This window comes from Alteromonas sp. 5E99-2, assembly GCF_017368475.1.
In the GTDB taxonomy this organism is placed as follows: domain Bacteria; phylum Pseudomonadota; class Gammaproteobacteria; order Enterobacterales; family Alteromonadaceae; genus Alteromonas_F.
This window is the reverse complement of sequence record NZ_JAFNJE010000021.1, coordinates 1-7,639: the sequence shown is the minus strand read 5'-3', so window position 1 is coordinate 7,639 and position 7,639 is coordinate 1. Positions and strand designations below refer to the sequence as shown.

The window sequence follows — 7,639 nt, the reverse complement described above, 5'->3', positions numbered from 1 at the left end:
GTTTTACCATGGTCAACGTGTCCAATTGTACCTACGTTGACATGGGGTTTTGTGCGTTCAAACTTTTCTTTTGCCATTTCTCTCGTTTCCTAATGCTAGGTGCATCAAAGCTTAAAAATAAAATATGTGTAACTTAAATTATATTCACAAACGATGAGCTGGGGAGAAATGGTGCTGATAGGCAGATTCGAACTGCCGACCTCACCCTTACCAAGGGTGCGCTCTACCAACTGAGCCATATCAGCACTGAGTCTTGGAGCGGGCAGCGGGAATCGAACCCGCATCATCAGCTTGGAAGGCTGAGGTAATAGCCATTATACGATGCCCGCATATCCTAATTCTCAAATCCACCTCAAAGAAAGTGGTGGAGGGGGCAGGATTCGAACCTGCGAAGGCTGAGCCGGCAGATTTACAGTCTGCTCCCGTTGACCGCTTGGGTACCCCTCCAGAGATTGATGGTGCCGGCTGCCGGAATCGAACTGGCGACCTACTGATTACAAGTCAGTTGCTCTACCAACTGAGCTAAGCCGGCACTGCATCAAGTGGGTGCGCATTCTAGATGAATGCTGTAACCGGTGCAACACATTTTGATAAAAAATTTTATCTAATTGAAAAGCACTCAGTTAACTGGGCTTGGCGTAACAGGTTAACCCCTGTAGCACCAAATTTTCGACGCGGAATATAGCACTACGATTTACTGCTGTCAGCACTTTTTTGTCTCCTCCCGTTAAAAAAATGCTTTTTTGTTTAAACCTTGAACAAAGATAGCTTTCTGCCATAGTTATAACCCCTAAAGCAGCAGCAAAACACCCAGTATCAACACAGTCAGGTGTGGATTGTCCAACGTCTAAATTTTGTGCATTTGACTGTTCGCAGAACACTCTTGCTGTATTTTTAGTCAATGCATCTTGCATTAATTTTCTTCCTGGAATGATCCAACCGCCTAAATGTTGACCATTTGCGACAATATCGCAGGTAATTGCAGTGCCAAACATTAATACGGCAAAAGGCGATTGCGTTAATTTTGTACAGGCCAACATGGATAACCAACGATCAACCCCCATATTTGATTCATTTTGATAACTGTTTTTTAGGCCCGCAAATTCTTTTCCTGTTGCGATAACGGATAAAGCGATGTTTTTTTCATCACAAAAACGTTCCAAAGGAATTAAAGATTCTTTTGTTCTAACATTGGCACAATAAATAGACGTTAAAAATTGCTTAGTTAAAAGCCAACAACATAGCTCTTCTATTTTTTTACAATGAAAAACTAAACTCGCTGGATCAGATAAAACAGACACTTTAATAGTAGAATTGCCAATATCAATTAAAGCAACGCGATCATCATTCAGCACTTCTGACACTGATCTCTCCTCCATAATGCGCTGTTACTTTATCTTCTTGTTTCAGTAACAAGCCACCTCGTTCGTCAATACCAACGCAAATACCTGAAATGACCTGCTTGCCATTAATTAAATTGACTTGTCTTTCTGCAAATACATTTTTCTTTTGCCATGGTGCGACAAAACCAGAAAAGCCCTTTTTTTCAAATTCAGCAATGGTATCTCTTAAGGTATTGATGAGGGTGCTCGCTAATTCGTTGCGATTAATAGCGTGAGGTAATATTTGCGTTAAATCGACCCAAGGTTGATCGATATCAATTTGTTTAGGCATTGCAACATTAAGCCCTATTCCAATAATGGTAGAACAGGCACCACCAAACTGCCCTTCTACCTCAACTAACACGCCGCCAAGCTTTTTGTTGTTTACATATACATCATTGGGCCATTTTAGTTGAGCACTTAGGCCATAAAGTTGCTCTAGTGTATTGCTGACCGCAAGTCCAATAACTAAGCTCAACCCATCCAGAGCTTGGTAACCTGAATCAAAACGCCAAAGCATGCTTAAATACAAATTGGCACCAAAAGGCGATTGCCATACCTTGCCTCTTCGTCCCCTACCTGCTGTTTGGCACTCAGCTAAACAGACTGAACCTTGAGGTAGTTCCTTGTGTTTATCTTTAATAACTTGATTAGTGGAATCAACCACACTATTTATTATCAGGTTACCCTTGGTTTGTGATTGAATTGTTTCTTCACACAATAAAGACAGGGGTTGTGATAATCGGTACCCCTTTCCTTGCAATGAAAAAATATCTAACCCTAATGCTTGTAGGGCTTTTACGTGGTTCGATATGGCCGCTCTAGTTACTCCGAGGTGTTCTGCTAAGTGTTGGCCAGAGCAAAACTCTCCTGATGACAAAGTGTGCAGCAGTGAATTTCGAATATCATTGTTCGCCTTCATAAAGTCACTAACCCATGTCGACCTATCAGCCTTACTTCGTTTTCAAGGGCAACATTAAATTGAGTGTTAATGGTATCCACAATCTCTCTGGCAAAATCCAGTAGCTCTTGCCCTGTGCCATTATTGAAGTTGGTTAATACTAATGCATGATTTGGGTGACACTGAATGCCTCCTCTCGTCTGCCCTTTAAAATTAGCCTTGTCAATTAACCAAGCAGCGGGGATTTTTACATGGGTATCATTCACTGGAAAGTGTGGAACTTCAGGATGATTTTTCTGAATATTATGAAAGCAAACCAAATCAATCACGGGGTTTTTAAAGAAGCTTCCGGCATTGCCCACATCTTTAGGGTCAGGTAATTTCTTTTGCCGTATTTTCACAACTTCATTAAAAATGGCTTTTGGCGAAGGAGATTCGAGGGCTTTCAATTCACCATAAGATGTCACTGAATGCCATTTTTCTGGAAAACAAAAATTAACCGCCGTTACCACAACTCTCCCAGTAAGCGTTGTTTTAAATACGCTAGTGCGATACCCAAAATCACACTCACCATGCCCTATAGTACGAGATTGTTTTAAATCTAAATCGAATACTTCAACGCTTTCGATAAATTTTTCAACTTCGACACCATAAGCACCAATATTTTGAATTGGCGCTGCGCCTACAGTTCCGGGTATTAACGCCAAGTTCTCTAAACCGTAAAACTGTTGCCCTAAGCACCAAGTAACAAACTCATGCCAATTTTCTCCTGCACCAACGCGAACCAGAGTACTGTTGTTTCTCTTAGATACAGATTTTTCTTTGAGCTCTATTTTAACTATGGAGCCTTGGTAATCGTCGACGAAAATACAATTGCTTCCCTCACCTAAAAACACAATCGGCTCTGAACCTAAGTCATTGAGAAGAGTAGGCAGCATAGATTCGCAATCGAGTTTAAGGAATTGATTGCAATGGGCATTAAAGCCGAATGAATGACATTGTTTTAAAGAGTGCACGATTAGATCTGTTTGGCTATTTTCGCCATTGTATTTAATTTGTGTCACTTACAACAGTGATTACCGCAAAAATGTAATTCAGTTAACCCTAGATACTAACTTTATTGGATTGGTGTAGAACATCATGGTCTGATCGGCCAAATTAATATGACTCCCTCTAAACCTAAATACAGTGTTTTCAGAATTAATAAAAAAAGGCATTGATATCACTGCTGTATTCCCCATCATTTTAACTGTATCTAACTTAATGGCGTCGATACGCTCGTCGGTAATAACAATCAGCTCTACCTCATCTAGATCGGAGAGCTCAGATTGCCAATCAAATAAATTTAGTTCTACAGACAAGTTAATATTAACTAACTCATCAAAATCTACCTTTGCCACCTGGCCCATAACAACACTGCCACTATTCGTACTAACGCTAAACGAAAGGTTTTTAACGAAGTTACCTTGTTGCCCCCAATATCTCCCGGCTTGGAAAGCCGCTAAAATATGATTTTGGCTAGCAGATTCACTTTGAATATGAGTGGATGAATATTCACACGGCCAGTAATCTTTGTCTTCATTAGTAAATTCAGAGCTGGCACTAGCACCCCAAACTTTATAACCTTTTTGTAGCAAGCGATCCCATTCTCCACCTACTTGCGATATTGAAGGATCCCAACCATTTTCAGTTTGAATTTCTCTATATCTATATCCATTTCCATTCCTGCCTTTTAGTTTTTGACGACCAGGTGAGCCGGAAAAGCTAACAAGATTAGAGCTCAATTCTCGCCAATACTCGATGTCGTGTTCGTTTTCTCGTTGTTGAGCATTTTTTTTGTTTGGGTGGTTGTACAGTATTAAAGGCTTAATATTATATTTTTCTGCTAACGCCTCTAACCATTTAAATGCGAATTTTGGAGAAAGTAAATCTTGACTGTAGTGATTACCTTGGTCGAATCTAAGGGCAAAATCTGCTAGAAGCTCAGTCTCGTCCTTTGAGTAAGGTAAAATTATCGTCGCTTGCTCTTTCCCTCTAAATGGTGGAATGTTCCATTCTAACCCCGCCATTATAGTTACGTCAGGATTCATTTTTTTTGCTCCCTCTAGTAACTTCAAATAGTGATTTTGTTGACCAGCACGCAAAAAACTATGACCATAATCGGTAACCGCTATGGCATCACAGCCGAACTCTACGGCTTTTTCAGCCAATGTATTAATGCTATTTCTTCCTGTAGAAAATTGACTATGTACATGGGTATCCACCTTATACCAAGAAAGAGAAATTTTATTTCTTAACGGTGCCTGCCAATAAATGTCGTTCACCGCCTTGAGCTTTTTATTGTTATACAAAACTAAGTTATCAATTCTCTTATTAATTTCATCTTCGACAAAACGATAACTTTTAGAACCAACTGTCCCGATTATTCGGTCATAATCTTCGTCTTTCAAACCATCTGGCAAATCATGAATAAAAGGAAAAAATGCATCTTCAATATTCGAATTAGCGAGTACCTTTTGCGCTTTATAAGCTTTAGCTTCATTACCAGTAATAAAATTAGAAAACGCAAGCCCTGCTTTATCGGCTGCTAAATCTGAAAAACTAAAACCGGTTCCTCCTTTCAGCGAATCCAACAACTCTTTCGTTTCGCCCACAGCAAGCACAGTAAATTCATGTCCTAACTGCCCCAGAATAGCGGAATATAAAAAATGCTGAGTTAAATCCCCCCGTCCTCGTAGAGTAGGAAGCCTCACATAGCCTTTGTTATAATTTATACCTGCCATAGAAGAAAAACTTGAATCTCCAAACTGTATCGCCAATGCCCAGAGAATGGCGGTATTCTCATCCACAGGATTAAGTGATTTAGAACGTTTTTTAGCTAAGATAAACAAGTGTTTCATGTAAGGCGCCAATTCTGAATAACTATACTTGTTAAGTTCTTCGAGGTAGGCGTCTATTGAACTGACGTTTACCAGCTTTTGGTGTTGAATAATTTGTGCAAGCTGACCTATTTTTTGCAATGAAGCTCTCAGTTGTTGTGGTTTCATCACCTGCTTTTCGCCAATCAACCTTATTTCTTTATCTGCATGATGTAATTGGTCAAGCACGTCATTAACATTTGCAGCCACTTCATTACCGAACAGATGAGACACTAAGTTCATACTAAGCCATTTAACCCAGCGCCCACGCATTGGAATATGGCCCAATTTACAATTATATAATTCAGCTGTTGTTTGTTTTGTTGACAGAAAGCAACTTGCATTTAAATAAAAAGGAAAACGTTCGATTACTTTTGTTGATGCAGCTAAAACAACACCATGGTCTGACGTTGAAACCAACACTCGACTATTAGCCATCAAATTGCTGCCCATTTTAGAAATCGCTTCTAACTCCGTGTCACTCACCGTAATGTCGATGGATTTATTGTTAGAAATAAACGCACTTTCTACCTTTTTTATAACATCTCTAGCCAGCTTTATTTCACTTGTCGATATTGCAGCTTTTTCTACCACCAACGAAAACGACTGAAGACCAGCGAAGAGGATAGAGCAGGGTAAAATGACGATTAATAGTAGGAACAGTTTTTTGAACATGATTTTCATAAATTATGATTGGAAGAAACTAAAAGCGGGCCAAATAACGCACTATGTATCAGTTTAGCGTTAAACTTACTTCAAGAGGGAATAATTTACGTCGTAATAGATTTTAGCTTTGTAGCGCCAAGATTCATCAGCTAAGCAACTAAGAAAATATAACAACCTTTGGTTTACTCCAATCCAACAGAAAAAACGCGCCCTTTCACCATCTAATTCATTCTTAACTAGGTTTTTTACCCCTACCAGAATTCAAAAATAAATCATATATTTCAACTGTTTAATCCAGAAGGATATCGGAAGGTAATCTAAGTGAACATAATTTAATATTCATTCAACATGTCAAAATGGTGATTAAGATTATGGGTCTAGGTGTAGTAAGCAGTACTAAAAACTTTTGGGCTGAAAAGCGAAATAAGCCGAGAAACGCCTCGAAGTCCGATAAAGTTGAAAGCTTAAGAAGTCTTAACGCTGACATCTCAGATACAGACAGCATTACACTATCGATGACAATAGATGCATTAAATGTAGCTGCTTTAGTCCTATCACCTAGCGGAAGAATTTTGAAAGCAAATATCTCAGCTTGCCGACTGCTCTCCACAACAAAAAATCATCTATACACAAGGAATATGACCGATATCATTTCAAGCGAATCTCGTAGGGAATATATTTCTTTATTTGAAGGTTGTAGTTGTATGCCCTCAGACACGATAAACCATGGCCCTAAAGAAGTTCAGTTTGCGTGTAATGACGGTCATATCGCCGATATAGATTTAAGTATTACAAGTATTAAAAACCAAAATAACGGTATTCATCTTATCGCAATCTTGCATGATTTAACTGTTCATAAAGTTAAGCAACAAAAATTACAAAAACTCGCCAACATAGATACTCTTACAGAGCTATTCAATAGACGAGCATTTAGCAGCCAATACGGAGCACTTTGGCAAACCTGTATAGAAGAAAAAGAGCCAATTTCATTGTTAATGATAGACGTAGACTACTTTAAAAAATTTAATGACAAATATGGGCATCTAAACGGCGATGAATGCCTAAAGAAAATCAGCAAAATTGTGTCAACCCATTTACCTACATCTGATTCTTTTGCTACTCGTTACGGGGGTGAAGAGTTTATTGTATTACTTCCACGAAGTGCTAGTAACATTGCGACTAGGTTCGCTGAAAATCTATTAAATGCGATTAAAGGCATAACCTTTGAAGATATTGGATTAAGTGCAGAAGTAAATATTACAGTAAGCATCGGTATTGCTCAGACATTGCCTAGTTATGGTGACACAAAGGAGCAGTTAATCAAAGACGCGGATGACGCCTTACTAATAGCAAAGCAACAAGGAAAAAACAAAATCGTTATTAAATAAGTTAACTTAATAGTCGTTTGACGCGCCGTTCATATATCACCTATACGATGGCTGAAATTTTGGCATTGGGGTTCATTTCAACGCAACCCCAATCAACAGCAGGTTTCCCTAATGCCTATTCATTATTACTCTATAAGTAAGCACTATGAATAACTTTAGATATTAGTGTTTAGGTACTTTTTTATAATCAAAACTCTCATATGAATTTAAATAAATATTAATTAATTCTTTGTTTGATAATGCAGGTAAACGACAAAGTCACACGGGTAATCGAGTACAATTTCCAACAACAAACAATAAGCCCCAGCGTTAGCTTAGGCTTTTAGGCTTCTCTTTCGAGAGAATAAGAGTCTTGAGGTATCTATTCTACCCTGGGTAACCTCA

5 protein-coding genes, 4 tRNA genes and 1 pseudogene are annotated in these 7,639 nt (G+C 38.7%); 1 reads left to right on the top strand and 9 read right to left on the bottom strand.

Features of this window, described 5'->3' with window-relative positions; translation table 11 throughout:
• From J3L16_RS15445 to J3L16_RS15405, 9 genes and pseudogenes are all read right to left on the bottom strand, one after another.
• Positions 1–77 (bottom strand): annotated as a pseudogene (locus J3L16_RS15445) (elongation factor Tu); the annotation flags it as partial.
• Positions 78–169: 92 nt separating this feature from the next.
• Positions 170–245 (bottom strand) — tRNA-Thr (locus J3L16_RS15440).
• Between the two features lie 9 nt (positions 246–254).
• Positions 255–329 (bottom strand) — tRNA-Gly (locus J3L16_RS15435).
• 33 nt (positions 330–362) lie between these two features.
• Positions 363–447: transfer RNA gene (locus J3L16_RS15430), tRNA-Tyr, on the bottom strand.
• Positions 448–456: 9 nt separating this feature from the next.
• A tRNA-Thr gene (locus J3L16_RS15425) sits at positions 457–532 on the bottom strand.
• Between the two features lie 91 nt (positions 533–623).
• Positions 624–1,364, bottom strand: coding sequence for a type III pantothenate kinase (locus J3L16_RS15420; RefSeq protein ID WP_207613963.1), 741 nt, complete (start codon positions 1,362–1,364; stop codon positions 624–626).
• On the bottom strand, positions 1,345–2,304 hold the full coding sequence (gene birA / locus J3L16_RS15415) for a bifunctional biotin--[acetyl-CoA-carboxylase] ligase/biotin operon repressor BirA (RefSeq protein ID WP_207613961.1): 960 nt from the start codon (positions 2,302–2,304) through the stop codon (positions 1,345–1,347). The genes J3L16_RS15420 and birA overlap by 20 nt, the downstream gene beginning before the upstream one ends.
• The gene (gene murB / locus J3L16_RS15410; protein ID WP_347564696.1) at positions 2,301–3,347 is read right to left on the bottom strand and encodes a UDP-N-acetylmuramate dehydrogenase; all 1,047 of its coding nucleotides are present in this window, start codon (positions 3,345–3,347) and stop codon (positions 2,301–2,303) included. The genes birA and murB overlap by 4 nt, the downstream gene beginning before the upstream one ends.
• Positions 3,348–3,377: 30 nt before the next feature.
• Complete coding sequence (locus J3L16_RS15405; protein ID WP_207613958.1) at positions 3,378–5,876, bottom strand: PHP domain-containing protein; 2,499 nt, start codon at positions 5,874–5,876, stop codon at positions 3,378–3,380.
• A 347-nt stretch (positions 5,877–6,223) separates the two neighbouring features.
• Between J3L16_RS15405 and J3L16_RS15400 the strand changes: the two genes are divergently transcribed.
• A complete protein-coding gene (locus J3L16_RS15400) occupies positions 6,224–7,255 on the top strand; it encodes a sensor domain-containing diguanylate cyclase (protein ID WP_207613957.1) in 1,032 nt (343 codons plus the stop codon).
• The last annotated feature ends 384 nt before the right edge of the window (positions 7,256–7,639 follow it).